A 24,799-nucleotide genomic window follows, 5' to 3' on the forward strand; every position below is an offset into this window, starting at 1 on the left:
GGAGGTACACCGGGATGCTCCTCGCGCCCGACGACCACGGCCCCTCCTGGCGGCACGCTCGTCGCCATGGTCGAGTTCCTGTCGCAGAACCCGCTGGTCATCCTGATCGGCGCGTGCGAGGTGTTCTTCTGGGTGTTCCTGCTCGGCGGGCTCGCCGTGCGGTACGTCCTGCGCAGGCGGCGGCTGAGCGCCGTGCTGCTGGTCGGCGTGCCGGTGCTCGACGTCGTGCTGGTGTCGGCGTCGCTGCTGGACGTGGCCGGCGGCTCCGCACCCGGGGCGACGCACGGACTGGCGGCCGTCTACCTCGGCTTCACGGTCGCGTTCGGGCACTCGGTCGTCCGCTGGGTCGACGGCCGGTTCGCGTACCGCTTCGCCGGCGCCCCCGCCCCGGCCGGTCCGCCGCGGTACGGCACCGCGAAGGTCGTGCACGAGTGGCGCGGGTGGGGCCGCCTGCTGCTCGGCTGGGGCATCGCGCTGGCCGTGCTGGCGGCGACGGCGCTCGTCGCGGGCACCGGGATCCCGGACCCCACGACGTGGCCCGCCGACCCGATGTGGGGCTGGGGCTCGCGGCTGCTCCCGGTCGTGCTGATCTGGTTCGCCGTCGGCCCGGGGTGGACGACGCTGGCCCCGCCGCGGGAGCCGGCGCGTGCCTGACCGCATCCCGGCCCTCGACGTCCTGCGCGGCGTCGCCATCCTCGGCACGCTCGCCTCGAACGTCTGGCTGTTCACCGCCGTCGGTGGCCCGGCCGCGCTGCTGAAGGGCGGCGTCGACGCGACCGACGCCGTCCGGACCGCGCTGATCACGCTGTCGAACGGCAAGTTCCTCGCCCTGCTGACGCTGCTGTTCGGCGTCGGGCTGGAGATCCAGTACGGGTCCGCGGTGCGCCGCGGCGTCCCGTGGCCGGGGCGCTACCCGGTGCGGGCCGCGATCCTGTTCGTCGAGGGGTTGCTGCACTACCTGCTCGTCTTCGAGTTCGACGTGCTCATGGGCTATGCGATCACCTCGCTGCTCGTCGCGCACCTGATCGGGCGCAGCGACCGGGTCGTGCGCGCCTGGATGTGGGGCAGCGGGTCGGTGTTCGCGGTGGTGCTCCTCGGGGTGACCGCGCTGCTGGTCACGGCCCCGCCGACGACGGCGAGCGTCCCGGTCCCGGCGGGGAGCACCGCGAGCTGGACGGCGCAGGTCGCGGAGCGGGTGACCGGGTTCGCCCTGTTCCGCGCGGAGCTGCTGCTGATCGTCCCGTCGGCGGCGGTGCTGTTCCTGCTCGGGTCCCGGCTGCTGCGCGCGGGCGCGTTCGACGCGGGCGGCACCCGGCTGCGGCGCCGGCTCGCGGTGGCCGGGCTCGGCGTCGGCGTCCCGATCAACGCCCTGACGGCTCTCGCCGGGCCCGGCTGGGTCCTCGTCGACCGCTACCTCGTGCCGCCGCTGGTGGCGCTCGGGCTGCTCGGCGCGATCACCGAACTGGTCGCCCGCACGCGCGGCGGGGTGCTGCGGTGCGGGCTCGCGGCCGTCGGGCGGACGGCGCTGTCGTGCTACGTCCTGCAGAACGCGCTCGCCGCGGCACTGTGCTTCGACTGGGGTCTCGGCCTCGCTACCCGCTTCACCGACGCCCGGCCGTGGTGGGTGGTCGGGCTGTGGGCCGGGATCTCGCTGGTGCTGCTGCTGGCCGCACCCGCGTGGCTGCGGCGGTTCCCCCGCGGCCCCGTGGAGCTGCTCACGCACCACCTCTACCGCGGTGGCTCCGACGTGCGGGCCTGATCGGGCACGAGCCCGCGTCGGTGGGCCGCGGCCGGCCCGCGAACAGGCGCTCGGCGATCTGCGCGTCGGTGGGTCCACCGCCTCGGCGACGGCGGCTTCGTCCCCGTGGACCAGCGCCGGTCGGCGGGCGGGTACCGGGAGGGGAGCAGGCCGTGGGCGGGGAACCCTGGTGCGTGGATGTAGGGAGTTCTCCCGATCCGCCGAGGGGCCCGCCTCCCTAGCGTCGGCGACAGCCGGACCGACCGGCGTCGATCCCCGGAGGTTCCGACGTGACCACCCCATCTCGCTCCCGCCGCCGCACCGTCACGCTGTGGGTGGTGGTGCTCGCCCTGTTCGGCGCCGCGGCGGTCGGCTTCGCGACCCTGCGCCAAGGCGAGGCCGTCGCGGCCGACGTCGGCGCCTGCCTGGAGTCGACCGGCACCGACAGCCTGTCCGTCGTGGCCTGCGACGCCCCGACCGCGGAGTACACCGTCGTCGGGAAGCTGGTGGACCGCACGTCGATCGACGCCGGCCTGTTCGCCTGCTCCGACTTCCCCACCGCGACGACGTCCTACTGGCAGGGCCGGGAGGGCGTCGGGGAGAAGGGGACGGTGCTCTGCCTCGCGCCGACCGGCTGAGTCAGGCGTCCACCACGAGCCAGCCGCCGTGGTGGTCGTCCACCCGGTACGGGCGTCCGGTGGCGGCGCCGAGCGCGTCGAGGGCGGCCGCGTCGAAGGTGCGGACGTGGCCCCATGCCTCGTTCGGCTCGTCCTCGTACGGCACCGCCACCACGACCCGGTACCGCGCGAGGCGCAGCATCTCGGCGACGACGACCGGGGCGAGTGCAGGCGGCAGGTGCTCCAGCAGGTGGACGGCGAACACGGTGTCGGTGCAGTCGTCGGCCATCGGCACCGCGGTGGCGTCGCCGGTGAGGGTGTGCAGCGGCAGGTCCAGTGCGGGGGCGACGCCGGCGAGGAGCCGGACCGTGCCCGCGGACAGGTCGACCGCGGTGACGTCGTGCCCGGCCGCGACGAGCTGCAGCGACAGGAACCCGAAGCAGCACCCGAGCTCGACGACGGACCCGACGGCGAGCTCGACGGCCCGGTCGTGCACCGGCGCCATCCCGGCGTTGGTGCCGCCCGGGGCGCCGCCGCGGCCCAGCTCGTCGAGGGTGTTGCGGTAGAACGCGGTCCAGCCGGGGTCGACCGACGCGACGACCGAGACGAACGTCCGCTCGAACGCCGACGCCTCGATGTGGCCGGGGGCGACGAGGTCGTCGGCGATCCAGCCGGCCAGGTCGTTGCTGATCTCGCCCACGGAGATCCGGTGCCGCAGCCGCCCGTCGGTGCCCATCGTGAGTCGGGGGACGGCCGCGGTGGTCATCGTCCGACCCTATGTGGCTCCCCGCTCCGGGACACCTGCCGGAACGGTCAGGCCGCAGGGACCGGTGTGGCCGGGTCGCCGTCCAGCGCCGCGGCCAGGCGCGGGGCGAGCTGCTCCGGCGCGACCGGCAGGCTCAGCACCGAGCCGAACGACATCGCGCCGTTGGTCTCGCTCAGCTCCGGCAGCAGGATCGCGCGGCCCTCCTGCGCGACCCGCAGGTTCCGGAACGGCGGGTCGGCGATCGTGGCGTCGTCGGCGAACGTGCCGTAGAGGCCGACGACGAGGACGTCGGCCTCCAGTACGTCGAGCTGCTCGGGGCTCAGCTGCACCGGCGGGCGGTTCTCGCCGGAGAACAGGCCCTCGGCGGCGGGCGGGAGCGCGAGTCCGAGGTCGCGCACCCTGCCCGGGGCGCAGAACGAAGATCGTCTGGTAGGAATCGGCAGCCACCGCCCGTCGGTGCACCTGAGGAGGGCTCCGATGCGTCGACGTCTCGCCGGGCCGGCTGTCGCCTGCCTGCTCGCCGCGGGGTGCTCGGCCGGGCCCGTCCCCGACGACGCCCCGCCCGGCTGGACCGTGCTGGTCTACTCGATCGCCGACACCGACCTCGAGCCGTTCCTGCTCACCGACCTGGGCGAGATCGGCGAGGTGGGCACGACCGGCGAGGTCGCGATCTCGGCGCTGGCCGACCGCGCCGCGGGCTACACCGACGAGCCCGCGCTCGGCCTCGGCGACTGGGAGGGCGGCAAGGTCCTGCAGTACACCGACGCGGGGGTCGAGGTCGTCGAGGAGCTGGGGGAGGTCAACACCGGTGATCCCGACGTGCTGCGCCGCTTCGTCGCCGACGGGCTGGCCGCGCACCCCGCGCAGAACACCGCGGTGATCCTCACCGACCACGGCGCGGCATGGTCGGGCGTCGGCGGCGACGAGTCGGCGGGCTCCGACGTCCTGACGCTGGCCGAGATGCGCGACGCCGTGTCCGGTGGCCTCGCCGACGCCGGTGTCGACCGGCTCGACCTCCTCGGCTTCGACGCCTGCCTGATGGCCACCTACGAGACGGCGAGCACGTTCGCGGGCGTCGCCGACCGGATGCTCGCCTCCCAAGAGCTCGAACCCGGTCACGGATGGGACTACCGCGTGCTGCAGATGCTCGCCGACGACCCCGCCACCACCGTCGACGCGCTCGGCGGCGCGCTGATCGACGGCTTCGACGCTCAGGCGGAGGAGGAGGGAACCGAGGCCGACATCACGCTGTCCCTGGTCGACCTCACGCGGATGCCGACCGTCGATGAGGCCATGACCGCGTTCGGCGGGGCGCTGACCGAGCGGGTCGCGACACTGGCCCCCGTCGTCGGCGCGCAGCGCGCGTCCACACTGGGCTTCGGGCGCAGCCCCGACCCCGTCGAGGACACCCACATGGCCGATCTCGGCATCCTCGCCGCGCAGATCGGTGTCGAGACGCTCGACGTCTCCGACGAGGCCGACGCGCTGGTCCGGGCCCTGAACGACGCCGTCGTCGACCGCGTCGCGGGGCAGGCGATGCGCGGCGCGACCGGACTCTCGATCTACTTCCCGCCGCAGGCCGAGTACTTCGACACCGCCTACGCCGACGTGCCGGGGGCCGGGCCGTGGACCCGGTTCCTGCAGGGCTACTACGGCGCGGGCGAGGCCCTGCCCGTCGATCAGCGGCCGCGCTTGCTCGGCGACCCCGACCCGTCCTTCGACGCCGACGGCCTCACCCTGGTCGGCGCGGTCGACCCGGCCGCGGCGGGTGCGGTGTCCGAGGCCGTCATCACCTACGGCCTCGTGGTCGACGGCGGCGGCACCACGTTCCTCGGTGAGGAGCCCGCGACCGTCGGCGACGACGGGCAGGTGGTCGGCGTCTACGACCTGACGCAGCTGACGATCTCCGACGGACAGGACACCGCGCAGGCCTACCTGACCCTGACCGACGCCGGGGACGGCGCACTGAGCATCGACGTGCCGATGGCCTACTACGCGCCCGGCGCCCAGGAGTACCAGGACGTCCTGCTCACCATCACGATCGACGCCGGCACCGGCGACGTTGTCAACGAGACCTACTACGCCTACGACGAGGAGCTCGGCACCTTCGGTGAGCTGACGGCCGACCCGGCCGGGATCATCGTGCCGGAGGTCCTCGCCGTCGGCGCCGACGGCGAGCAGACCTGGACCGCGACCACCGGCGTCGGCCTCTACGCCGACCTGCCGGCCCTGCGGTACGACCTGGCCCCGCTGCCGTCCGGATCGACGCTGTACGCCGGCCTGACCGTCACCGACTTCGGCGGGAACACCGACACCGCCGCGACGACGGTGTCGGTGCCCTGACCGTGGGTCTCAGCGTCCGACGAGCTCCGCCGCCATCTCGTGCGCGGCGGTCTCCAGGCCGGTGAGGTCGCGGACGACCCGGACCCGTGAGCAGTACTCGGCGTACTCGGGCAGGTCGCAGCCGCCGAGGCCCCAGGAGTAGCGGGGCTCCGGGGTGAGCCAGATCGTCTCCCGCGCACGGCGGGTGATCTCGGCGAACGCCTCGGTGTTCGGGTCGTTCCCGTTGCCCCGCCCGTCGCCCAGGATGATCACCGTGGACCGCCGGTTGACCGCGGAGGCGTAGTCCTCCTGGAACGTGCCGAACGCCTTGCCGTAGTCGGAGTTGGCGTCGACGTCGAGCACCTCCCCGCCGAAGATCAGGCCCAGCGCCTGCTCGACGGGGTGGTCCTCGAACAGGTCGGTGACCTCCACCATGTCGGACACGAAGGCGTAGGCCCGCACCTGCCCGAACAGGTTCTGCAGCCCGTGCACCAGGTGCAGGGTGAACCGGGCGGTGGCCCGCACCGACAGCGAGACGTCGGCCAGGATGACCAGCCGCGGCTTGTCCTCCGAGCGCGTGACCGTGACCGGCGAGAACGGGATGCCGTCGAAGCGCATGTTGCGGCGCATCGTGCGGCCCGAGTCGATACGGCCGCGGCTGGACACCTTGCGCTTGTGGGTGAGCCCACCGTGCAGGGTGTGCGCGAGGCGCCGGATCGACTCCTCCAGCTCCATGCGCTCGTGTTCGCCGACGCGGTCGACCTCGCGGACCTTCTGCTCCTCGACGCCCTCGACGATCTTGTTCTCCAGCGCCATCAGCGCCTCGAGGTGCTTCTTGAGCGCCTCGGGGAGCCCGGCGAGCACGCCGGTCATCCGCCGCCGCAGGGCCGCCGCGTCGTCCTCGGTGCCCTCCTGCGACTCGCCGTCGCCGTCGTTGAGCCAGCCGAAGAGCATCTCCTGCTGCGCGACGGACAGGTCGGCGTCGACCTTCGTGCCCTGCTGCTGGGAGATCTCGCCCGGCATCCCCGCGTTGTGCAGGCTGTCGGTCTCGATCTGGACCCGCTGGCCCTCGCCGTCGATGCCCTGGCTGTCCTTGGACAGCACGATCTCGTCGGTCATCGCGGCCATGTCGATCTTGTTGGCCTCCTGGTGCAGGTTGTACTGCTGCGCCAGGTCGTCGGGGTCGAAGTAGTCCCGGATGTCGGCGGGCTTGCCGTGCTCGTGGCCCTGCTCCGGGGTGTTGCTCGGCTCCTCGGACAGCGTGAACGACTCCAGCTCACCGGAGTCGGACAGGTCGCCGTGGCCGTGCCCGTGGCCGTGCCCGGTGTCGGCGCCGCCCACCTTCACCAGCGCGAAGAACTGGTCGAAGATGTCGTCGAAGATCTCCTCGTCGCGCCGGTCCTTGATCAGGGCGACCCGCAGCGCGGCGCGGAGCTGCTCCTTGTCGCCCATCATCCCGGGCTGTGCGGCGCACGCCATCGCGTCGAGGGCCTCCGGGATGGAGATCCGGATGCCGCGCAGGCGCAGCAGCCGGACGAAGCGGTGCAGCGCGTTCTCCATCAGCGCACCTCCGGTGCTCGTGAGCGGAAACGCCCGCCCGGGCGCACCTTTCCGCGCACGGGCGGCGGAGTCGCGGTCACAGGGCCCGCTTGCGGCCGAGGCCCGCGCCGAAGCTGCTCTTGCCGCGGTCGGCGGGGACCTTCGGCGGCTTGCTCGGGGACGCGCCGGTGTCGCCGCCGAGGGGGTTGCTGCCGTAGGTGTTGCCGAAGCGGCCGGGGGTGTCCTTCGCGGCGCGGATCGCGCGGCCGTCGACCTCGTCCTCGGTCTCGTCGGCGCGAGCCGGCTTCTTCGGCTGCTCCTCGTCGTGGCCGTGCCCGTGGCCGTGGCCGTGGCCGTGGTCCTTCTCCGGCACGGTCGCGTTCGGGTCGACCAGCTTCGGCAGCGCGCCGATGGCCTTGCGCACGTCCTTGTCGTACTTGACGACGACGGAGACGGTGTCGGACAGGACCGTCGCGTTGAGCTCCTCGACCCCGAGGACGGCGAGCGTGCGCGCCCAGTCGATGGTCTCCGAGATCGACGGCGACTTGCGCAGCTCCAGCTCGCGCAGCCCGCGCACGACGCCGACGAGCTGCTCGGCCAACGCGTCCGGCAGGCCCGTCTTCTTGCTCCGGACGATCTCCAGCTCGCGCTCCGCGGTGGGGTAGTCCAGGAACAGGTGCAGGCAACGGCGCTTGAGAGCGGCCGAGAGGTCACGCGTGTTGTTGCTCGTCAGGACCACGTACGGCGGGGTCGTCGTGGTGAACGTGCCGACCTCGGGCACCGACACCTGGTACTCGGCGAGGGTCTCGAGCAGCACCGCCTCGAGTGCCTCGTCGGCGCGGTCGACCTCGTCGATCAGCAGCACGACCGGCTCGTCGGAGCGGATGGCCTCCAGCAGCGGGCGGGAGGCGAGGAAGCGTTCGGAGAAGAACACGCTCTCCTGGGCGCCGATGCGGTCGACGGCGTCCTCCAGGGTGGGGGAGTCGGCGACGACCTGGCCGATCTTCTCGCGCAGGATCTGGGTGTAGAGCAGCTGCTTGCCGTAGTCCCACTCGTAGAGGGCCTTGGTCTCGTCCTGGCCCTCGTAGCACTGCAGGCGCAGCAGGCGCCGGCCCGTGGCCTTCGCGAGCGCCTTCGCCAGCTCCGTCTTGCCCACACCGGCCGGACCCTCGATGAGCAGCGGCTTGTCGAGCCGGTTGACCAGGAAGACGGTGGTGGCCAGGCGGGCGTCGGCGATGTAGCCCTGCTCGCCCAGCGCGTCGACGACCTCGTCGACGGAATCGAACTGTCCGCTCCCGGACTCGAACTGCGACATGCTGCTCCGTTCCTCCATGACCAGTGACTACCTGGTCGAGGGGGCGCCGGCAGCTGCCGGCGCCCCCTCGACTGTAAGCGGGAAAACTCAGGTGAGCAGGTCGTCCAGGTCGCCGTTCATGCAGTGGTCGACCACGGGGCGCACGGTCTCGAACGTGCACTCCTTCGGGTTGCCCGGGGTGCAGGCGTCGCCGAGGACGTGGTTGGTGATGCGGTCGACGTCCGCCGCGTCACCCTTGATGATGCCCTCGCCCTTGTAGAACTCGGTCGGGCCCTGGCCCAGCCGGTTCTTCGAGTACGAGTCCTGCTTGACGTCGACGAAGCGCTCCGGGATGCCCACGTCGCGCAGCAGCCGGATGGACGCGGCGAGCGCGGCCTCGGCGGCCTGGACGTTGGTCATGCCGTGCGTGTCGATGTCCATCGCCTCGGCGATGTCGGCGAAGCGCTTGTAGTGCGTCGGCATGTTGAACGCCCACACGCGCGGGAGCGCGATGGCGTTGTTCAGGCCGTGGTGGGTGTCGTAGAACGCCGAGATGGCGTGGCTGATCGAGTGGATGATGCCGAGGCCACCGGAGTTGAACGCCTGCGCCGCGATGTACTGCGCGTTCATCATCCCGAAGCGGCCCTCGTAGCCCTGCGGGTTCCACACCGCCTCGCGGAGGTTGCGGTTCGTCAGCTTGATCGCGTGCAGGGCGTTGCCCAGCGACGGGTCGAAGTTGATGCGCGAGACGTACGGCTCCGAGGCGTGCGCGAGCACGTCGAACCCGCACTGCGCGGTGTAGTCGACCGGACAGCTGTAGTAGAGCACCGGGTCGTCGATCGCCAGGGTCGTGACCGACGCGTCGTCGAACGCCACGTACTTGTGCGGGTTCTTCGGGTCCGTCGTGGTGTCGGTGATGACGTAGGCCCAGGAGGTCTCCGAGCCGGTGCCGGCCGTGGTGGAGACCGCGATGTGCGGCGGGTTCTTCGGGTTCTCGGACTTGTTGAAGCCCTCGAACTCGTTGACGTTGCGGCCGTCGTGGGCGACCGAGACGCGGGCGCCCTTGCAGGCGTCGTGCGACGAGCCGCCACCGATGGAGACGAAGCTGTCGCAGTTGTTCTGCTGGTACATCCCCACGGCGTCCATGACGTTGTAGTCCTTGGGGTTGGACTCCACCTTGTCGTACACCACGACCTCGAGGCCGTGGTACTTCATGGACTCGACGATCTTGTGGACGATGTCGGAGCCGCGCAGGCCCGACGTCATGACCAGCGTCTTCTTGAAGCCCAGCTTGAGGGCCTCCGGGCCGATCAGCTCGTGCGCACCCGGGCCCATGAGGGCACGGGGGAAGGGGTGGAACTCCTTGATCGGGAACTGCGGAAGCATCTCTTCGACCTGCATGGGCAACCTCTTTCTGTACAGGTGACGGGTCTGGGCCCCGACGTTAGGACCTGTGTGACCCCCGGCATAGAAAGCCCATGAGGAGGGACGGGGGAACCCCGTCTGATCGGGTAGCTAGCCCCCGCTTTGATGCTCTGACCAGGCAATTGCCACAGTATGGCAGCAGTGCTCAGGAGAGTGCGTGACCCAGCTCGCCCACCTGCCCCGCGAGCTCGGCGGGATCGCGGGCGATCGTCACGTGGTCGACGATCTCCGCATAGGTCGGCATCGCGCACGACGCCTGGGTCCAGTAGCGGCGCGGCTCCGGGGTGATCCAGCCGACGCGGTGCGCGCGGCGCGTGAGGCGGCGCAGGTCCTCGGCGCCGTCGGGCAGCCCGTTGCAGCGGCCGTCGCCGACGAACAGCACGGCCGTGCGCTTGTCGACGAGGCCGGCGTGCTCGGCGTTCATCGCGGCCAGCACACGGCCGTAGTCGCTGGTGGCGTCCAGGTCGAGGCCGGGTGCGGCGAGCACCGCGGCCAGCGCGCCGTCGCCCCGCGAGCGCAGCAGCACGTCGGTGACGTCGACGGGCGTGTCGACGTAGGCCAGCACGCGGCAGCGGAACGCCATGCCGTGCAGGGTCTGGGCCAGCCGCAGGGCGAACGCGGTGATCGAGCGGACCGACAGCGACACGTCGGCGACGACGAGCAGGCGGATCCTGTCCGGCGTGCTGCGGCGCACCACCAGGTGGAACGGGACGCCGTCGGTGCGCATGCTCGCCCGGACGGTGTGCCGCACGTCGAGCGGGCCGCGGCTGTGCTCACGCGGCACCCGCCGCGGCGCTCCCCGCATACGGCGCAGCAGTTCGTGGCAGGCGAACCGGACGTCGGCGTGGTCCCCGTCGCCGGTCGCGTCCGGATCGTCGACGCGCCCGAGCCCGGCCCGCTCGGCCAGTGCCTCGACGAAGTCGGTGATCGCCTCGACGAGCCGGTCGAGCTGCGTCGCGGAGAGCTGGTCCCCGCCCGGACCGTCGGCGTAGATCGCGTGCGGGTCGTAGGCGGCGAGCCAGGCGAGGATGGCGGCGGGGTCGTCGAGGTCGATGCTGCCGGCGACCGGGGCGCTGCGGCCCGACGTCAGCTCCTTCGCGACCGCGCTGCCGGCCCGGTCCAGGTCGACGGTGTAGCTGATGCCCCGCCGGCCCTGGTCCTCCCCGCTCGACACCGACAGCTCGGAGTCGGCCCCGGCCAGCGACAGGTCGTCGTCGTCGCGGTGGGGGTTGAAGCCCTGGTCCTTCTCGGGGGCGTCGACCAGATCGCCCACCTCGGCGGCGCGCGGGTTGTAGTCGGCGTAGCGGCCGAGCGGATCGTCGTCCTCGCCCAGCTCCAGCTCGGTGGGCAGGCCCTCGGCGCCGGGTTCGAGCAGCCCACGCCCCCCGCCCGCCGTCGCGGCGGCCATCTCCGTCGCGGAGAAGAACGCCGTGAACGACCGCTCGAAGCCGGGGCGCTCGTGGTCGTACTTCACGGTGACGGCGCGGAGCCCGGAGCGCAGGGCGTCGAGGTCGGCGGCGCCCAGCATCGTGAGCACGCGCCGGACCTCGATCACCTCGGCGGGTGACGCGGCCACCCCCTGGCGCCGCAGCACCCGCCCGAACGCCGCCGCGACGACGTCGAGGGGACTCATCGCCGTCCGCGACGGGGCTGGTCGTAGCGGTTGCTGTTGTTGCCGCCGCGGCCGCGGAAGGCCGCGGTCGTGGTGTTGCGCGGGCGGCTGGGTGTCACCCACTCGTCCTTCGCGACCGGCACCTCGGGCTCCGGCTCGGCGTCCCCGGCGAGGCGACGGGTGGCGAGGTCGACGTCGCTGGAGTACTTGAGCAACGTGGCGAGCAGCGGACCCCGCTCGACCCCGCCGAGTACCGCGGCGGCCCGGGCGGCGTCCACCACCTCGGAGATCGACGGTGGTTTGCGCAGCGGCATCTCCCGCAGCTTCCGGGCCAGCTCGACGACGTCGCCGATCAGGTCGTCGGCCACCTCGGGGGCGCGGCGGGAGACGATCTCGGTCTCGCGGGCGGCGTCCGGGAAGTCGACGTGGAAGTGCAGGCAGCGGCGCTTGAGCGCGGGGGAGAGCTCACGGGTGTCGTTGGAGGTCAGCACCACCCACGGCGTCGAGCGCGCGGTGAACGTGCCGACCTCGGGCACCGTGATCTGCCGCTCCGCGAGCACCTCCAGCAGCAGCGCCTCCATCGACTCCTCGGTCCTGTCCACCTCGTCGACGAGCAGCACGACCGGGTCCTCGGACAGCACCGTCTCCAGCAGCGGGCGCACCGAGAGGAAGTGCTCGGAGTACAGGCCGGTGTCCTGGTCGCGCAGGCGCTTCGCCGCGGACGCCATGTCGGGGGCGTCGGCGAGCGTCTCCCCGATCCGGTCGCGCAGCATCTGGACGTGCAGCAACTGCTTGCCGTAGTCCCACTCGTAGAGGGCGCGGCCGTCGTCGAGGCCCTCGTAGCACTGCAGCCGGATCAACCGGCGCCCGCTCGCGAGCGCCAGCGACTTGGCGAGCTCGGTCTTGCCGACGCCGGCCGGCCCCTCCAGCAGCAGTGGTCGTTCGAGGCGGGTGGCGAGCAGGACCACGACGGCGAGGTCGGAGTCGATGACGTAGTCCTGGCCCCGCAGGGCCTCGGCGACCTGTTCGGCGGTCTCGTACACGGGTTGGGCTCTCCCGGGGCGGTCGGGAACGGCAGTAAAGCCACCTTGCTGCCGTCTCGTGGCGGCAAAGTGGCTTTACTGCCATCCGGCTGGGGTCAGTAGGACTTCGAGAACGAGTGCTCGACCACCGGGATCAGCGACTCGACGGTGCACTCCCGCGGGTTCGCCGGCGTGCAGTAGTCGCCCATCATGTGCTCGGAGATCTTGCGGATCGTCCCGTCGTCGGTGGGGATGACCTCGCCGACGCCCTTGTACTTGCCGGTGTTCATCCGGTTCTTGTCGTAGGTCGCGGGCGTCAGCGAACCGAAGTTGTCCGGGATGCCCACGTCCTGGGAGAGCCGGATGGCCTCCTCGACAGCGGCGTCGGCGGCCTGCACCGTGGTCATGTTCGTGGTGTCGACGCCGAGCGCCTTCGCGATCTTCGCGTAGCGCTCGTAGCGGCTGGGGAGGTTGTACTCCCACACGCGGGGCAGCGCGATGGCGTTGTTGAGCCCGTGGTGGGTGTCGAAGTACGCGCTGACGGCGTGCGACGCGGAGTGCACGATGCCCAGGCCGCCGGAGTTGAACGCCTGCGCCGCGATGTACTGCGCGCTCATCATCTTCGAGCGCGCCTCCAGGTTGCGCGGCTCGAACACCGCCTCGCGCAGGTACTTGCCGACCAGCTCGATCGAGTACAGCGCGTTGCCCAGCGAGGCGTCGAAGTCCAGGCGGGAGACGAACGGCTCGGAGCCGTGTGCGAGGACGTCGAAGCCGCAGTACGCGGTGAACTGCTGGGGGCAGGTGTAGTAGAGCAGCGGGTCGTCGAGCGCCAGGGTGCAGACGACGGCGTCGTCGAAGCCGACCCACTTCTTCGGGTTGTCCATGTCCGAGGTGTCGGTGATGACGTACGCCCAGGACGTCTCCGAGCCGGTGCCGGCCGTGGTGGACACGGCGATATGCGGCGGGTTCTGCATGTTCGTGGACTTGGAGAAGCCCTCGAACTCGTTGATGTTGCGGCCGTCGTGCGCGATGACGACGCGGGCGCCCTTGGCGGCGTCGTGGGACGAGCCGCCGCCGACCGAGATGATGGAGTCGCACTTCTCGCTCTGGTAGAGCGCGGCGGCGTCCATGCAGTTGTAGTCCTTGGGGTTGGACTCCACCTTGTCGTAGACGACGACCTCGACGCCCTGGTGCTCGATCTTGCCCTTGAGCTCGTCGATGATCCCCGAACCGCGCAGACCGGTCGTGACGAGCAGGGTCCGCTTGAAGCCCAGGTTCTTCGCCTCGACACCCAGGATGTCGTGCGCGCCGACCCCGAGCAGGGCGCGCGGGAACGGGTGGAACTCCTTGATCGGGAAGTCCCAGATCTGGTTGAGCTCGATGGCCATGTGCACTCCTCGACGAGGCGACTACTGACTCGCCACACCCTGCCTGTTGCAATTCATCTGCAACAGCTACTCGTGGGTGGGTCGTGCCCCCTCCGGTCGGAGGGGTCAGGTCCGGCCCGCGTCCCAGAGCCGGTTCGCCTCGACGAAGCCGCGCCGCCCGTACCAGGAGCGGGGGTGGTCGTCGGCCGCGGCGGTGAGCGTGACCAGGTCGCAGCCGGCCCCGGCGGCGATCGCGCGGGCGTCGGCGAGCAGGGCGTCGCCGTGTCCGCGCCCGCGGTGCGCGGCTCCGACCTCCACGCCGTCGAGATCGGCGGTGGCCCCGTCGATGCGCAGTACGGCCGACGCCACCACCTCGCCGTCGACGCGCAGGGCGAGGGCCCGCAGGTCGAGGACCCGCTCCTCCAGGAGGAGGCGGTCGGTGAGCTGCGCGACGTCGGCGTCGTCGACGCCGTGTCGGCGCCACTCGGCGTCCCAAGTCGGGCGCAGGGCCTCGACGTCGACGACCTCGGTGCGGCCGCACGTGCCCCCGGCCGGGCCGGTCATGCCGACGAGCTCCCGCACCCGCCATCCGGCGCCGGTGAGCGCCGCGGCCGTGCAGGCGTGCCGGTCGCCGAACAGGGTGGCGCGGCCCGTCCCGCTGCGCTCGGCGTCGGCGGCCACGGTGACGGCGTCGGTGTCGCCGTCGAGCAGCAGCCGGTTGTGCTTGTGTGACGCGGGCACCGGGTCGGTCCGCACGGCGACCCCGCCGGTCACCGGGACCTCGCCGGTGGCGGTGCGCCGGACCAGCGACGGCTCGAACGCGGCCTGGCGGCCCGCCGGGTCGACGCCCGGGAGCACCGGCGGGCCGAACCCGCCCGCGCCGCGGTACGGCACGACGGCCAGCACGGCCGACACGGGGACGGGCCCGTAGGCGTGCGGGAACCGCATCGACGCCGGATCGGTGGGCACGCCGGGCTCGAACCGGACCTCGACCCCGATCCGGGACGGGTCCAGGACCAGCAGGTTCAGGTCGGTGCGGCCGGCGAAGAGCCGGTTCGCGGGCAGGGTCACCTGGTCGGGCGTTGACAGGTGCACGAACTCCGCCACGGACGGCACGACGGCGCCCGTCGCGAGGTGGTGGCGCCACTCGGTGGTGGTCGCGAGATGCAGCAGGACGTCGCTCACGACGTCATCCTGCGCCCCTCCGATCGGAGGGGGAGCCCCGACCGTTGGGCGGGCGGGTCTTGTCTCTGGCACCCGGTGCCAATTAGCGTCCGACCCGTCCTTATCGCTCGACGACAGGAGCCGCCCATGGCCCCCGCGCCCGACGCCCAGTCCGCCCCCGAGGAGCCCGTGGTCGAGGAGACCCTCGTCGAAGAGGTCTCGATCGACGGCATGTGCGGTGTCTACTAGAACCGTGGCGGCTGATGTCGACGCCGGGTCTGCTTCGGCAGGCCCGGCGTTCGACCCCGGTCTGCCGTTCCGGTGCAGCCCGAGCGTGGCGCTGCGCCCCGAGCCCTTCGGCGCGCTCGTCTACCACTTCGGCACCCGCAAGCTCTCGTTCCTGAAGACCCCGCAGCTCGTGGTGGTCGTCCGGGACCTGGAGCAGTACCCCGACGTGCACGCCTCCATCGAGGCGGCCGGCGTCGAGGAGTCGCAGCGCCCCGCCTACCTGCGCGCCCTGGCCGGCCTCGCCGCCAACGGCACCATCGAACCGCGATCTTGAGTCTGGAGCGCCCGTGAAGCTGGTCGACCACTTCCAGTACGGCCTGAACTCCCCCATCTGCCTGACCTGGGAGCTCACCTACGCCTGCAACCTGGCGTGCGTGCACTGCCTGTCGTCCTCCGGCCGCCGTGACCCCAACGAGCTCACCACGGCCGAGGCCAAGGGGGTGATCGACGAGCTGCAGCGGATGCAGGTCTTCTACATCAACATCGGCGGTGGTGAGCCGACCGTGCGTCCCGACTTCTGGGAGCTGCTCGACTACTCGATCGACCACAACGTCGGCGTCAAGTTCTCGACGAACGGCATCAAGCTCGACAAGAAGCGCTCGGCGCAGCTCGCACGGACCGACTACGTCGACGTGCAGATCTCGCTCGACGGTGCCACCGCCGAGGTCAACGACCACGTCCGCGGCCCCGGCTCCTACGACACCGCGATCCGCGCGCTGGAGAACCTCGCCGAGGCGGGCTTCGGCCAGCCGAAGATCTCGGTGGTCATGACGCGGCAGAACGTCGACCAGCTCGACGAGTTCAAGTCGATCGCCGACAAGTACAACGCCCAGCTGCGGATCACCCGGCTGCGCCCGTCCGGCCGCGGCGCCGACGTCTGGGACGAGCTGCACCCGCTCCCGTCGCAGCAGAAGCAGATGTACGACTGGCTGGTGGCCAAGGGCGACTCGGTCCTCACGGGCGACTCGTTCTTCCACCTCTCCGCGTTCGGCGAGGCCCTGCCCGGGCTGAACCTGTGCGGTGCGGGCCGCGTGGTCTGCCTGATTGACCCGGTCGGGGACGTCTACGCCTGCCCGTTCGCGATCCACGACAACTTCCTCGCCGGCAACCTCCGCTCGCCCGGCGGCTTCCAGGAGATCTGGGAGAACTCGGAGCTGTTCACCGAGCTGCGCCAGCCGCAGACCGGTGGCGCGTGCGCGTCCTGCATGCACTACGACTCGTGCCAGGGCGGGTGCATGGCGGCCAAGTTCTTCACCGGCCTCCCGCTCGACGGGCCCGACCCGGAGTGCGTCCGCGGGTTCGGCGAGCAGGCCCTCGCGGCGCGCGACGGCGTGGAGATCCCGAAGTCCGAGGTCGACCACTCGCGCTCGGCCCCGCGGAACTCCCGCACGCCGAAGGCGCCGGTGATGCTGCAGATCGGCATGGGCCGCCCGGACAAGTCGTGCGACCCGAGCCCGCTGGCCGCACCGGCGGCGCTGACGCAGGCGTCGGCGCGGGCCTGACCTCGCCGCGACACGAACGGCACTCTCGTCCAGTGGGTGGGGACGAGGGTGCCGTTCGTTCGTTGGTCGGCCCGGTGACCCTGCGCGGGCGCACCGCCCCGTCGCGGGTGCTGTTCGGGCCGCACGTCACCAACCTCGGGTCCCGGCGCTCGGTCTCCCCGCGGCACGTCGCGTACTACGCGCGGCGGGCCGTCGGGGGTGCGGGCGTGATCGTCACCGAGACGGCGTCGGTGCACGAATCCGACTGGCCCTACGAGCGCGCCCCGCTGGCCGCCGACTGCGCCGACGGGTGGGCGTCCGTAGTCCGGGCCTGCCGTCCGGCGCTCGTCCTCGCCGGGCTCGGGCACGCCGGTGCACAGGGCAGCTCGGCGTACGGGCAGCAGGCGCTGTGGGCCCCGTCGCGCGTCGCCGACGTGGCCTCGCGCGAGGTGCCGACGGAGATGGAGCAGCCCGAGATCGTCGCGCTGGTGGCCGGTTTCGCGGCCGCCGCCGCGTGGGCCGTCGACGCCGGGTGCGACGGCGTGGAGGTCGACGCGGGGCAGCACTCGCTGCTGCGCCAGTTCCTGTCCGGGCTGACGAACCACCGCACCGACGCCTACTCCGACCGGGACCGGCTGCTGCGCGAGGTGCTCGCGGCCGTGCGCACCGCGATCGGAGACGCCCACGTGCTGGGCCTGCGCCTGTGCTGCGACGAGCTCGCGCCCTGGGCGGGCATCACGCCCGACTCGGCGGCCGCGACCCTCGCGGGGTGCGGGGAGGCCGACTACGTCGTGCCGGTCCGCGGCAGCGGCCTGTCCGTCTCGGCCACCCGCCCCGACCTGCACACCCCTCCCGGCTTCAACCGTGCCCTCTGCGGCACCGTGGGCGCGGCGCCGGGGCTGGGAGCGGAGGGCGGAACCCCGCCGATCAGGGCGGGGAGGTCGTCAGATGATCTCCAGGGACGACGTTCCGGCCTTGGTCGACGGGTCGCGGTGGTGTTGCAGGGCAGCGTCGTGTCCCCCGAGGACGCCCGGGCCGCGCTCGACGACGGGGTGTGCGACCTCGTCGAGATGACGCGCGCGCAGATCGCCGCCCCCGACCTCGTCGCCCACGTCCGCGCGGGCACCCCGGAGCGGATCCGGCCGTGCACGCTGTCCAACCAGCGCTCCGCGGTACGCGACCCGCGCAACCCGATCGTCTCCGACGAGGCCGAGCCCGACGCCGGGCACGAGACCGACCCCGTCCCGCCGCCGGCCGGCCCGCCCCGCGACGTGCTGGTCGTGGGCGGCGGTGCGGCGGGGCTGGAGGCGGCCAGGGTGCTGGCGACGGCCGGGCACGGGGTGCGGCTGGTCGAGCAGGCCGACGTGCTGGGCGGGGCGCTGCTCCTCGCCGCGGCGGTCCACGGGCGGGCGCGGATGGGGCTGCTGGTGCCGTGGTGGACCGCCGAACTGGCGCGGCTGGGGGTGGCGGTCGAGACCGGTGTCCGCGTCACCGCCGACGACCTCGACGCCGCGGGGCCGCACGTGGTCCTCGCGACCGGGTCGCGCCCCGGCCCGCTCCCGTACGACACCGACGGGCCGGTCCTCGCCGCGGCGGAGTTCGAGGCGGGCGTCCTGGCCGGAGCGGGGCTGCCGCCGGGTCCCGTCCTCGTCCACGACCCGCTCGGCGACTGGACCGGCGTCGGGATCGCCGAGCAGCTCGCCGCCGGAGGCCGGGAGACCGTGCTCGTCACCCCCGACCAGGTCGCGGGAACCCAGCTCGCGATCACCGGCGACCTGGCCCCGGCCAACGCCCGGCTGGACCGGGCCGGGGTCGTGCGCGAGCTGCGCTCCCGGCTGGTCCACGTGCGCGACGGGCGGGCGGTGCTGGCGCACGTCTGGACCGGGGAGCGTCGCACCGTGGCGTGTGCCGCGGTGGTCGACTGCGGCCACCGACTCCCCGAGGACGCCCTGTGGCGCGCCCGGCCCCACCTGCCGCGCGCCGGCGACTGCGTCGCGCCGCGCACCGTGCACGAGGCCGTGCTGGAGGGCCGTCGGGCCGCGGTGGAGGCCGTGCGCGGACGAGGCGGCCCGGGCGAGCGTCTCCGCGCACGGCCGTGCTGAACGACCCACTCCGCCTCGGCCCGCTGACGCTGCGGAACCGGGTCGTCTTCTCCGCCCACCTGACGAACTACGCCGTCGACGGCCTCCCGACCGCGCAGCACGCCGCCTACTACGCGGCGCGCGCCGCGGGCGGGGCCGGGCTGGTGATCACCGAGGAGCACGGCGTCGACCGGCACGACCGTCCCTACGAGAAGCTGATCCACTCGTGCGCGGACGCGCTCCCCGGCTACCGCGCGATCACCGACGCGGTGCACGCCCACGGGGCCGCCGTGTTCGCGCAGCTCACCCACAACGGCGGGCAGGCGAGTGGGATGTACTCGCGCCGGCCGGTGCAAGCACCGTCGCCGGTGCCGGACCCACTGTTCCGAGAGGTCCCGGTCGAGCTCGACACCGCGGGCATCGCCCGGATCGTCGACGGCTACGCGGAGACCGCGGCCCGGTGCGTCGCGGGCGGGTTCGACGGCGTCGAGCTGCAGGGATCGCACTCGTCGCTGATCCGACAGTTCCTCTCACCCGCGACGAACCACCGCACCGACTCCTACGGCCGCGACCGGGACCGTTTCCTGATCGAGGTCGTCGACGCCGTCCGCGCCGCGATCGGGCCCGACCGCGTGCTCGGCGTGCGGTTGTGCGGCGAGGAAGGCATCGACCAGGGCATCGGGATCGATGCCGCGGTCGCGACCACCCGTGGGCTGGCGTCGCGCGTCGACTACCTCAACACCTCCATCGGCGTCGCCACCTCGACGCTCCACCTGATCGAGGCGTCGCTCCGGTTCGCCCCGGGCTACGCGCTGCCCATCCCGGCGGCGATCCGGCGGGCCGTGGACCTGCCGGTGATCGGGGTCGGGCGGTTCACCACCCCCGCCGACGCCGAGCGCGCGCTGGCCGACGGGGCCTGCGACCTCGTCGGGGTCGTGCGCGGGCAGATCGCCGAGCCCGCGTTCGCCTCGGCGCCGGTGCGCGCGTGCGTGGGCTGCAACCAGGAGTGCGTCGGGCGGGTGGGACAGAACCGGTGGCTGGGCTGCGTGGTCAATCCGCGGGCCGGGCGGGAGGCCGTGGCTCTGCCCGCGCCGGGAGTCCCGACGCGGGTGCTCGTCGTCGGCGGGGGGCCGGGCGGGCTGCGGGCCGCGGCCACCGCGGCGGTGCGGGGGCACCGGGTCGTGCTGTGCGAACGCGACGGTGCGACGGGCGGGGCGGTGCGCCTCGCCGCCGCCGCGCCCGGGCGGGCCGAGTTCGGGAACGTGGTGCGCGACCTGCTCGCGGAGTGCCGGGCCGCGGGCGTCGAGATCCGGACGGGCGTCGACGTCGACCCGGCGTACGTCGACCGGGAGGCGCCCGACGTCGTGGTGCTGGCGACCGGCGCGCGGGCGCGCGTACCGGACTGGGCGCGCGGGATCGCCGGGGTGGTCGACGTGCGCGACGTGCTCTCGGGTCGGGTGCACACGACGGGTTCGGTGCTGGTCTACGACGAGCTGGGCTTCCACCAGGCCCCCGCCGCCGCGGAGTGGCTGGCGGCGGCGGGCGCCACCGTGGAGATCATGACACCGGGGCTGGTCGTGGCCCAGGACCTCGGCACCACCCTGGACATGGAGCTGTTCCACCGCCGTGCGCACGCCGCCGGCATCGTGCTCTCTACCGACCGCGTGATCACCGGGGCCGTCGACGGACCGGAGGTGGCGGTGCTGCACCACACCGTCGGCGATGTCGAGCAGCGGCGGTTCGACCTCGTCGTCACCGTCGTGCCCGCCGAACCCGACGACGCCCTGTGGGTAGCCCTGCGCGACGGCCCGCGCCCCGTCCACCGCGTCGGCGACTGCCTCGCCCCGCGCCGCGTGCACGCCGCCGTGGTCGAGGGCGACCGCGTGGCGGTGGCGCTGTGAATAGTGTGGGCCCGTGACGGCCAACCGCCTCGGAGAACGCGCCTGGACCGACCTCGTCGGCCCGCGGCCCACCGTGCTCGTCCCCGTCGGATCCCTGGAGCAGCACGGTCCGCACCTGCCGCTGGACACCGACGCGCGCATCGCCGCCGCCGTCACCCGTCGGGCCGCCGACGGCGATCCGACGCTGCTCGTCGCACCGCCGCTGGCGTACGGGGCGTCCGGGGAGCACGAGGGGTTCGCCGGGACACTGTCGATCGGGCACGACGCCCTGCGCGCGGTGCTCGTCGAGCTGGGCCGCAGCGCGGCGCAGTGGGCGGCGCGGCTCGTGTTCGTCAACGGCCACGGCGGCAACCTCCCGACCGTGCCCGACGCCGTCGCGCAGCTCCGGCACGAGGGCCGCGAGGTCGCGTGGTTCGGGTGCGCCGTCCCGCGCGGTGACGCCCACGCGGGGCGCACCGAGACCTCGATCATGCTGGCGCTCGACCCGTCGGTCGTCCGGATCGAGGCGCTGGAACCCGGCAACACCGCCCCGCTGCGGGACCTGCTGCCCGTCCTGGTCCGTGGCGGGGTGGCCGCGGCCAGCCCCAACGGCATCCTCGGCGATCCCCGCGGCGCGACCGCGCGGGAGGGCGAGGACCTGCTCGGGGACATGGTCGGGCAGCTGCGCGAGCGCCTGGCCCGCTGGCTCCCCGACGACCGGGGCCGCCTCGGCTGACGACTGCGGCGTGACCGGGATGGGGCTGGAGCCCGTCGAGGTGATCGCGTCGCCGACCGTGACCCACCTGCGCTACCGCGTCATCCGGTAGCCAGCAGCAGCGGTACGAGCTGCTCGGCGGAGGTGAGCGAGCCGTGCTGGCCGGGCATCGTCGAGATCAGCGGCTCGGCCTCGGACCGGATGACGGCGGTCGTGCCGCGGGTGGCCACCACGACGTCGCCGACCCGGTCGCGCATCCCGGGCGAGACCGGCCCGAACCATCCGTCGGCCACGGCCTGCTCCCCGGGCACCACCCAGGCGGCGTCGCCGAGGACGGCCCGCCACGCGGCCAGCACGTCGTCGGCCGCGCCGCGGCGGGCGTAGACGTGCCGGGCGCGGGGGTCGCCGCCCAGCAGCAGGACCCCGCGCTGCAGCGCCTCGTCGGTGTCGGCGTCGAAGATCCGGTCGACCGACACCATGCCGTGGTCACCGGTCACCGCGAGGACGGCGTCGGGCGGCAGATTCTCCACGATCCGCTCGGCCAGGCGGTCGACCTGGGAGAGCTGCAGCCGCCAGGCGAGGCTGCCGGGGCCGTGCAGGTGACCCATCGCGTCGAGGTCTGCGTGGTAGCCGTAGCAGAGCCTGCGCTCCGGGCCGGCCAGTGCGGCGAGCACCTCCGCGGCCAGGTCGCCGAGCGCGTGCACGCCGCGGAAGCGCCCGCCGCGCAGCGCCGCGCGGGTCAGCCCGGAACCGCGGAACAGCTGGTTCGAGACCACGGTGACGCCGATCCCCGCGGCCGCCGCCCGTTCCAGCGCGGTGGGCGCGGGCTGGACCTGCTCCGGCGGCTGCGACTCCCGCAGGTCGACCGGGCGGCCGGTGCCGTGGGATGTCCACTTCAGGGAGTCGAGCAGCTCGCCGTCGAGGCGGAAGGTGATGCCGAGCAGCCCGTGCGCGCCCGGTGGCAACCCGGTGCCCAGCGACGCGAGGCTGATCGAGGTGCTCGACGGGAAGCCGACGGTCAGCGGTCCGGCGTCGGGCAGCGAGGCGAGGAACGGGGCGTCGGCGGCATGGGCGTCGAGCAGTTCGCGCCCCAGCCCGTCGACGAGCAGCAGCGCCGCCGCCCGCACCGGCTCCACGACGAGGTCCGACGCCGGCTCCGGCATCCCCAGCGCGTGCATGAGTGCGGGCAGCACCTCGGCGAGCGATCGGTGACCGTAGCGGGGCAGGGAATCCACGGCGCGAGCGTGGCAGACACCTAGGCTGCCCGCATGCACGAAACGGCTGCGGCATGCCCGAGACGGTGACGCGACCGGGCCGACCGGGCGCGGGGCCGGCCGACACCGTGCTCCCCGACGGGCTCCGGGTGGCCCTGGACCGCCGCACCCGCGGCGTCGACGACGGTGCGGTGCTCCTCGGCGGGGCCCCACCACGGATGCTCAAGCTCGCCCCCGCCGGACGGGCCCTGCTCGCCGGGGGTGCGTTCACCGTCGACGGGCCGACATCCCGCGCGCTCGCCCGCCGCCTGCTCGACGTCGGCATCGCGCACCCGGTCGACGGGCCGCCCGGTCCGGGGCCGGAGACCGTCACCGTCGTCGTACCGGTGAAGGACCGCGTCGACGGGCTGCTGCGCCTCGTCGCGGCGATCGGGGAGGTGGGCGCTCTCGTCGTCGTCGACGACGGCTCCGCCGACCCGCACGCCATCCGCGCGGCCGCCGGGCCGCGGGCCACCGTGCTGCGCCACGAGGTGAGCCGTGGGGCGTCCGCCGCCCGCAACACCGGGCTGCGTGCCGCGACGACGCCGCTGGTCGCGTTCCTCGACTCCGACGTCGAGCCCGAGGAGGGCTGGCTGGCCCCGTTGCTCGCGGTGTTCGCCGACCCGGCCGTGGGGCTGGCCGCGCCGCGGATCGTCGCGCTCGCACCGGTCGTCGGCTGGTTGGGCCGCTACGAGGCCGTGCACTCCTCGCTCGACCTGGGCCCCGACCCCGCGCTGATCGTGCCGCGGTCCCGGGTCGCCTACGTACCGAGTGCGGCGATGGTGGTGCGCCGCGACGCCGTGGGCGACGGGTTCGACGAGGACATGCACGTCGCGGAGGACGTCGACCTCGTGCTGCGCCTGCACGCCGCAGGCTGGCGGCTGCGCTACGCCCCCGGCTCGCGCGTCGCCCACGACCACCGCACCGCGCTCGGGAAGTGGTGGTGGCGCAAGGCGCAGTACGGCACGGGTGCCGCCCCGCTCGCGCTGCGCCACCACGGATCGGTGCCGCCGATGGTGCTGAGCCCGACCTCGGCGGCCGTCGCCGGGCTGGCCCTGCTCGCGCGGCCGTGGGCGGTCGCCGCCGCGGGCGTCGTGGGGGCGGTGGCCGTCGAACGGCTCTCCCGCAGGCTCGACGTGCGGCACCCGCGGGCCACCGCGGCCCGGCTGGTCGGGCTCGGGTCGCTGGGGGCGCTCTCGCAGACCGCCGACGCCGTGACGCGCCACTACTGGCCGCTGTCGCTGGCCGCGTGCGCCGTCTCGCGCCGGGCCCGGCGACGGGTGCTCGCGATCGCGCTGGCCGAGGGGGCGGTCGACTGGTGGCGCCACCGCGACCGCGACGTCCGTGTCCGCCCGGACCCGGCCTCACACCTGCTCGCCCACCGCCTCGACGACCTCGCCTACGGCGCGGGGCTCTGGTGGGGCGCCGCGGGGTACCGCACCGTCGCTCCGCTGACGCCGTCCGGGCCGTCCGTCAGGGTTGGTCCAAATGGTTGACAAACTTGACGATTCTGCTCCGCTCCTGCGGAGTCGATTCGGAATCCGACCCGCGTCAGCGGAGTCGCTGTGAGATAGGCGTGACCAGGGTCGATCGCGGCCGGCGAGATCAGGGTGGGCTTCGTTGCACGGCCCGATGATCAGCGGTGAGATGTGGGCGCCACCACAAGGGCGTGGTGCGTGAACAGTCACCGATGTCGTTGCCTAGGAGAACACATATGGCACAGGTCCGGGTCACCGTCGACGGCGTGAACTACGCCGACGACGTCGAGCCCCGTACGTTGTTGGTCCACTACCTGAGGGAACGCCTCGGCAAGACCGGCACCCTCGTGGGGTGTGACACCAGCAACTGCGGTGCATGCACCGTGCACCTCAACGGCCAGAGCGTGAAGTCGTGCTCGGTCCTCGCGGTCCAGGCGGACGGCGCTGAGGTCACCACGATCGAGGGCATCGCCCGCGACGGCAAGCTGCACCCCGTGCAGGAAGCCTTCAACGAGAAGCACGCCCTGCAGTGCGGCTACTGCACGCCGGGCATGATCATGCAGGCCATCGACCTGCTCGGGGACAACCCCGACCCCGACGAGCACGAGGTCCGTGAGGGCATCGAGGGCAACCTCTGCCGGTGCACGGGCTACCAGAACATCGTCCGGGCGGTGCAGTCGGCGGCGCAGAAGATGAAGCCCGGCGCGCACGCCCAGACCGACGCCCCGGTCTCCGTGGCCGGAGGGGGTAACTGAGC

General features: G+C 73.2%; 22 protein-coding genes. 12 read left to right on the top strand and 10 right to left on the bottom strand.

Annotated features, from left to right (window positions below; translation table 11 throughout):
- Positions 1-66 precede the first annotated feature (66 nt).
- The 3 genes from I4I81_RS26810 to I4I81_RS26820 all read left to right on the top strand — a co-directional run bounded on the left by I4I81_RS26810 (position 67) and on the right by I4I81_RS26820 (position 2,376).
- Positions 67-654, top strand: a complete 588-nt coding sequence (locus I4I81_RS26810; protein ID WP_218602284.1) for a hypothetical protein — start codon at positions 67-69, stop codon at positions 652-654.
- Positions 647-1,759 (top strand): DUF418 domain-containing protein, encoded by a 1,113-nt coding sequence (locus I4I81_RS26815; protein ID WP_226363590.1) that lies wholly within the window; start codon positions 647-649, stop codon positions 1,757-1,759. Before I4I81_RS26810 ends, I4I81_RS26815 begins: the two co-directional genes overlap by 8 nt.
- Positions 1,760-2,028: 269 nt before the next feature.
- A complete protein-coding gene (locus tag I4I81_RS26820; protein ID WP_218602283.1) occupies positions 2,029-2,376 on the top strand; it encodes an LppU/SCO3897 family protein in 348 nt (115 codons plus the stop codon).
- 1 nt (position 2,377) lies between these two features.
- Here the strand turns inward: I4I81_RS26820 and mftM are convergent, their stop codons facing one another.
- Complete coding sequence (mftM, locus tag I4I81_RS26825) at positions 2,378-3,121, bottom strand: mycofactocin oligosaccharide methyltransferase MftM (protein WP_218602282.1); 744 nt, start codon at positions 3,119-3,121, stop codon at positions 2,378-2,380.
- 47 nt (positions 3,122-3,168) lie between these two features.
- Positions 3,169-3,519: a TroA family protein gene (locus I4I81_RS26830; RefSeq protein WP_218602281.1), complete on the bottom strand. Its 351-nt coding sequence runs from the start codon at positions 3,517-3,519 to the stop codon at positions 3,169-3,171.
- A 79-nt stretch (positions 3,520-3,598) separates the two neighbouring features.
- On the opposite strand from I4I81_RS26830, the gene I4I81_RS26835 reads away from it, so the two are divergent.
- Positions 3,599-5,464 carry a clostripain-related cysteine peptidase gene (locus I4I81_RS26835; RefSeq protein ID WP_218602280.1) on the top strand — a complete coding sequence of 622 codons (1,866 nt, stop codon included), beginning with the start codon at positions 3,599-3,601 and terminating at the stop codon, positions 5,462-5,464.
- A 9-nt stretch (positions 5,465-5,473) separates the two neighbouring features.
- Here the strand turns inward: I4I81_RS26835 and I4I81_RS26840 are convergent, their stop codons facing one another.
- From I4I81_RS26840 to I4I81_RS26870, 7 genes are all read right to left on the bottom strand, one after another.
- Positions 5,474-7,003, bottom strand: a complete 1,530-nt coding sequence (locus I4I81_RS26840; RefSeq protein WP_218602279.1) for a VWA domain-containing protein — start codon at positions 7,001-7,003, stop codon at positions 5,474-5,476.
- 76 nt (positions 7,004-7,079) lie between these two features.
- Positions 7,080-8,297 carry an AAA family ATPase gene (locus I4I81_RS26845; protein ID WP_218602278.1) on the bottom strand — a complete coding sequence of 406 codons (1,218 nt, stop codon included), beginning with the start codon at positions 8,295-8,297 and terminating at the stop codon, positions 7,080-7,082.
- 87 nt (positions 8,298-8,384) lie between these two features.
- Entirely contained in the window at positions 8,385-9,677 is a 1,293-nt protein-coding gene (gene mdo / locus I4I81_RS26850; protein ID WP_218602277.1) for an NDMA-dependent methanol dehydrogenase, read from the bottom strand.
- A gap of 169 nt (positions 9,678-9,846) precedes the next feature.
- On the bottom strand, positions 9,847-11,334 hold the full coding sequence (gene madC / locus I4I81_RS26855) for a MadC family VWA domain-containing protein (RefSeq protein WP_218602276.1): 1,488 nt from the start codon (positions 11,332-11,334) through the stop codon (positions 9,847-9,849).
- Positions 11,331-12,356, bottom strand: a complete 1,026-nt coding sequence (locus I4I81_RS26860) for a MadB family AAA-type ATPase (protein ID WP_218602275.1) — start codon at positions 12,354-12,356, stop codon at positions 11,331-11,333. Before I4I81_RS26860 ends, madC begins: the two co-directional genes overlap by 4 nt.
- A 95-nt stretch (positions 12,357-12,451) precedes the next feature.
- On the bottom strand, positions 12,452-13,723 hold the full coding sequence (gene mdo / locus I4I81_RS26865) for an NDMA-dependent methanol dehydrogenase (protein ID WP_225924708.1): 1,272 nt from the start codon (positions 13,721-13,723) through the stop codon (positions 12,452-12,454).
- Positions 13,724-13,828: 105 nt separating this feature from the next.
- The gene (locus tag I4I81_RS26870) at positions 13,829-14,887 is read right to left on the bottom strand and encodes a GNAT family N-acetyltransferase (RefSeq protein WP_226363591.1); all 1,059 of its coding nucleotides are present in this window, start codon (positions 14,885-14,887) and stop codon (positions 13,829-13,831) included.
- Between the two features lie 126 nt (positions 14,888-15,013).
- Here I4I81_RS26870 and mftA point away from each other — a divergent pair, with 126 nt between their 5' ends.
- The 6 genes from mftA to mftE all read left to right on the top strand — a co-directional run bounded on the left by mftA (position 15,014) and on the right by mftE (position 21,332).
- Positions 15,014-15,115 (top strand): mycofactocin precursor MftA, encoded by a 102-nt coding sequence (gene mftA / locus I4I81_RS26875; protein ID WP_141279391.1) that lies wholly within the window; start codon positions 15,014-15,016, stop codon positions 15,113-15,115.
- A 4-nt stretch (positions 15,116-15,119) separates the two neighbouring features.
- Complete coding sequence (gene mftB / locus I4I81_RS26880; protein ID WP_226363592.1) at positions 15,120-15,428, top strand: mycofactocin biosynthesis chaperone MftB; 309 nt, start codon at positions 15,120-15,122, stop codon at positions 15,426-15,428.
- A 13-nt stretch (positions 15,429-15,441) separates the two neighbouring features.
- Positions 15,442-16,656, top strand: coding sequence for a mycofactocin radical SAM maturase (gene mftC / locus I4I81_RS26885; protein WP_218602272.1), 1,215 nt, complete (start codon positions 15,442-15,444; stop codon positions 16,654-16,656).
- 74 nt (positions 16,657-16,730) lie between these two features.
- Complete coding sequence (locus I4I81_RS26890) at positions 16,731-18,737, top strand: oxidoreductase (RefSeq protein WP_226363593.1); 2,007 nt, start codon at positions 16,731-16,733, stop codon at positions 18,735-18,737.
- A complete protein-coding gene (locus I4I81_RS26895) occupies positions 18,731-20,617 on the top strand; it encodes a mycofactocin system FadH/OYE family oxidoreductase 2 (protein ID WP_218616418.1) in 1,887 nt (628 codons plus the stop codon). Before I4I81_RS26890 ends, I4I81_RS26895 begins: the two co-directional genes overlap by 7 nt.
- A gap of 13 nt (positions 20,618-20,630) precedes the next feature.
- Positions 20,631-21,332 (top strand): mycofactocin biosynthesis peptidyl-dipeptidase MftE, encoded by a 702-nt coding sequence (mftE, locus tag I4I81_RS26900; protein WP_218604045.1) that lies wholly within the window; start codon positions 20,631-20,633, stop codon positions 21,330-21,332.
- Positions 21,333-21,412: 80 nt separating this feature from the next.
- On the opposite strand, the gene I4I81_RS26905 is transcribed toward mftE, so the two are convergent.
- Positions 21,413-22,489, bottom strand: coding sequence for an alkaline phosphatase family protein (locus I4I81_RS26905; RefSeq protein ID WP_218604048.1), 1,077 nt, complete (start codon positions 22,487-22,489; stop codon positions 21,413-21,415).
- A 110-nt stretch (positions 22,490-22,599) separates the two neighbouring features.
- On the opposite strand from I4I81_RS26905, the gene mftF reads away from it, so the two are divergent.
- Both mftF and I4I81_RS26915 read left to right on the top strand, forming a co-directional pair.
- Complete coding sequence (mftF, locus tag I4I81_RS26910; protein WP_218604044.1) at positions 22,600-24,060, top strand: mycofactocin biosynthesis glycosyltransferase MftF; 1,461 nt, start codon at positions 22,600-22,602, stop codon at positions 24,058-24,060.
- 218 nt (positions 24,061-24,278) lie between these two features.
- Entirely contained in the window at positions 24,279-24,797 is a 519-nt protein-coding gene (locus I4I81_RS26915) for a (2Fe-2S)-binding protein (RefSeq protein WP_218604043.1), read from the top strand.
- Positions 24,798-24,799 lie beyond the last annotated feature (2 nt).

Source organism: Pseudonocardia abyssalis, assembly GCF_019263705.2.
GTDB lineage: Bacteria > Actinomycetota > Actinomycetes > Mycobacteriales > Pseudonocardiaceae > Pseudonocardia > Pseudonocardia abyssalis.

Excerpts from the sequence above, each read along its gene's own strand:
- I4I81_RS26810 (WP_218602284.1), top strand. The coding sequence starts at position 67 with ATGGTCGAGTTCCTGTCGCAGAACCCGCTGGTCATCCTGATCGGCGCG.
- mftM (WP_218602282.1), bottom strand. The coding sequence starts at position 3,121 with ATGACCACCGCGGCCGTCCCCCGACTCACGATGGGCACCGACGGGCGG.
- I4I81_RS26835 (WP_218602280.1), top strand. The coding sequence starts at position 3,599 with ATGCGTCGACGTCTCGCCGGGCCGGCTGTCGCCTGCCTGCTCGCCGCG.
- I4I81_RS26840 (WP_218602279.1), bottom strand. The coding sequence starts at position 7,003 with ATGGAGAACGCGCTGCACCGCTTCGTCCGGCTGCTGCGCCTGCGCGGC.
- I4I81_RS26845 (WP_218602278.1), bottom strand. The coding sequence starts at position 8,297 with ATGTCGCAGTTCGAGTCCGGGAGCGGACAGTTCGATTCCGTCGACGAG.
- mdo (WP_218602277.1), bottom strand. The coding sequence starts at position 9,677 with ATGCAGGTCGAAGAGATGCTTCCGCAGTTCCCGATCAAGGAGTTCCAC.
- madC (WP_218602276.1), bottom strand. The coding sequence starts at position 11,334 with ATGAGTCCCCTCGACGTCGTCGCGGCGGCGTTCGGGCGGGTGCTGCGG.
- mdo (WP_225924708.1), bottom strand. The coding sequence starts at position 13,723 with ATGGCCATCGAGCTCAACCAGATCTGGGACTTCCCGATCAAGGAGTTC.
- mftA (WP_141279391.1), top strand. The coding sequence starts at position 15,014 with ATGGCCCCCGCGCCCGACGCCCAGTCCGCCCCCGAGGAGCCCGTGGTC.
- I4I81_RS26905 (WP_218604048.1), bottom strand. The coding sequence starts at position 22,489 with ATGCACGCGCTGGGGATGCCGGAGCCGGCGTCGGACCTCGTCGTGGAG.
- mftF (WP_218604044.1), top strand. The coding sequence starts at position 22,600 with ATGCCCGAGACGGTGACGCGACCGGGCCGACCGGGCGCGGGGCCGGCC.
- I4I81_RS26915 (WP_218604043.1), top strand. The coding sequence starts at position 24,279 with ATGGCACAGGTCCGGGTCACCGTCGACGGCGTGAACTACGCCGACGAC.